The 2147-nt window shown below is 69.9% G+C and carries 4 protein-coding genes; 1 reads left to right on the forward strand and 3 read right to left on the reverse strand.

Features of this window, described 5'->3' with window-relative positions; translation table 11 throughout:
* Positions 1-65: 65 nt before the first annotated feature.
* The 3 genes from ADBZ5U_RS15945 to ADBZ5U_RS15955 are packed head-to-tail and all read right to left on the reverse strand — an operon-like array spanning position 66 to position 1261.
* Positions 66-596, reverse strand: a complete 531-nt coding sequence (locus tag ADBZ5U_RS15945; RefSeq protein WP_526811828.1) for a hypothetical protein — start codon at positions 594-596, stop codon at positions 66-68.
* An 18-nt stretch (positions 597-614) separates the two neighbouring features.
* A complete protein-coding gene (locus ADBZ5U_RS15950) occupies positions 615-1133 on the reverse strand; it encodes a ribonuclease FAU-1 family protein (protein WP_526811830.1) in 519 nt (172 codons plus the stop codon).
* Between the two features lie 5 nt (positions 1134-1138).
* Positions 1139-1261 (reverse strand): hypothetical protein, encoded by a 123-nt coding sequence (locus tag ADBZ5U_RS15955; RefSeq protein ID WP_526811825.1) that lies wholly within the window; start codon positions 1259-1261, stop codon positions 1139-1141.
* A 129-nt stretch (positions 1262-1390) separates the two neighbouring features.
* On the opposite strand from ADBZ5U_RS15955, the gene ADBZ5U_RS15960 reads away from it, so the two are divergent.
* On the forward strand, positions 1391-2147 hold a 757-nt coding region (locus ADBZ5U_RS15960), incomplete at its 3' end, for a DEAD/DEAH box helicase family protein (RefSeq protein WP_526811826.1).

A 2147-nucleotide genomic window follows, 5' to 3' on the forward strand; every position in this document is an offset into this window, starting at 1 on the left:
GTTCGCCGACGCCCACCGGCGCGCCTGGCAGTGGGCCGAGGGCACCGGTTGGTCGCCGGGACCGGTCAGATGACCGGAGCGCCGGGATCGCCGGCCGGGACCCCGGCGGGCGGCGTTGCGGCCGGCGCGCCGAGCGCATTGCTCAGGGGGGCGCCGCAGTTCATCGCGCCGTGGTCGGGATCGTCGCTGGCCGGCGTCAACCGCGGGCTGATGAACTGGTCGGCCTGCACCACGAGCCGGTCGTCCACCAGGATCTCGCAGTGCAGGTTGGCCGAGTAGGGCCACTGAATGGAGATCCGCATCCCCGCCTGGTCGGGGTCGGTGAGGACCGCGGTGGTCTCGAATATCCGGCCGGGCAGCATGGTCGGGTCGGTGCTGTTGACCTGGGTGTCGTTGATCCGGTAGGTGATCAGCGCGCCGCGGGCCAGGCCGTCGACCCGGGCCCGGTAGGTCACGTTGTGCTGCAGCGACTGCTGCGCGGCCGGCAGCGGCCGGGGTGGCTGCGGTGTCGGGGTGAGGTGGTCATCGGCGGCGGCGACAGCCGAAGGCAGCAGCGCCATCGCCGCAACGGCACCAGCGGTCACCCGGCGTCCCATCCGTCCCACGCGGGCAGCCTACGCCTGGTCGGGGGCTCCCCGCCAACTCAGATCCATTCCGGCCCCGGCCAGCCAGGCATTCAGGTCGTGGCCGTGCGCCGCCAGGCCGTCGACCGCGCGGATCGCGGAATGCAGGGCCTGCCCGGCGGTCCCGGAACTCAGCAGGCCGAGGCGGTGGGCCTCGAGCAGTTCGTCGAGGTCGACCAGTTCCGCGCTCCGCCCGGTGCGGACCACGAGGTCCAGGTAGTGGTCCTCGGCATGCCAGTGCCGCGGGCCGGGGTGGATCGCGGCCACGTCGAGGTAGTAGTCCTGATCGCGGGCGTAGCCGGGGTTGAAGTGAAAAACGTTGGCCCGCAGACCCAGTGACGGCAGGAGCCACGACTCCAGGTAATGGAACTGACGCCGGCCCGGGGTCGGTCGGGCCATGTACAGACCCCAGGGTTCCCGCCGGTATTCGTCCACCGCCCGGACGATCCCCTTGGGATCGGTGTTGGTGCGCCCGACGAGGTCGAAGGTCTCACGCTTGGGCGGGTGGATGGCGTTCAGCGGACGGTGTCGATTCCGTCTTGCCGGCCCGACACCGGCTCATACGCGACCGGCACGTCGCGCCGGACCACCGCCGGGAACGGCAACTCGCGCAGTGCGGCCGCCGCGTCGATTCTCACCCGTCGAGCCTATGAATCACAGCCCTGCCACACACCGGGATCGGCGGATCCGGTTCTCCCCGCGTCGACCGTTCGCTCACCTGATGTCGCCGTGCCGCGGCTGTCGGGCCGCGCATCTAGTCTGGTGCCATGGCCTTCGCCGCCGAACGTCCCGTGGTCGCCCAGTCGGAGTACCGGGCCGTGGAGGACGTCGTACGCACCGGTGCCCGGTTCGAGGTGGTCAGCCCGCATCAGCCGGCCGGTGACCAGCCCGCGGCGATCGACGAGCTGGAGCGCCGGATTCGTGCGGGGGAGCGCGAAGTGGTCCTGCTCGGCGCAACCGGTACCGGCAAGTCCGCGACCACCGCCTGGCTCATCGAGCGTCTGCAGCGCCCCACCCTGGTGATGGCGCCGAACAAGACCCTCGCCGCCCAGCTTGCCAACGAGCTGCGGGAGATGTTGCCGCACAACGCCGTTGAGTACTTCGTCTCGTACTACGACTACTACCAGCCCGAGGCCTACATCGCCCAGACCGACACCTACATCGAGAAGGACAGCTCGATCAACGACGACGTCGAGCGGCTGCGGCACTCGGCCACCTCGGCTCTGCTGTCGCGGCGCGACGTGGTGGTGGTCGCCTCGGTGTCCTGCATCTACGGTCTCGGTACGCCGCAGTCCTACCTGGACCGCTCGGTGGAGTTGCAGGTCGGCGCCGAGGTCCCGAGAGACGGGCTGCTGAGACTCCTTGTCGATGTCCAGTACGACCGCAACGACATGTCGTTCACCCGGGGCACGTTCCGGGTCCGGGGCGACACCGTGGAGATCATCCCGTCGTACGAGGAACTCGCCGTGCGCATCGAGTACTTCGGCGACGAGATCGAGGCGCTGTACTACCTGCACCCGCTGA

Origin of the sequence: Mycobacterium sp. (assembly GCF_040398885.1) — a bacterium.
In the GTDB taxonomy this organism is placed as follows: Bacteria; Actinomycetota; Actinomycetes; order Mycobacteriales; family Mycobacteriaceae; genus Mycobacterium.

What these genes read in the sequence shown, in the direction of transcription:
- ADBZ5U_RS15945 (WP_526811828.1), bottom strand. Translation starts at nt 596, where the DNA reads ATGGGACGCCGGGTGACCGCTGGTGCCGTTGCGGCGATGGCGCTGCTG.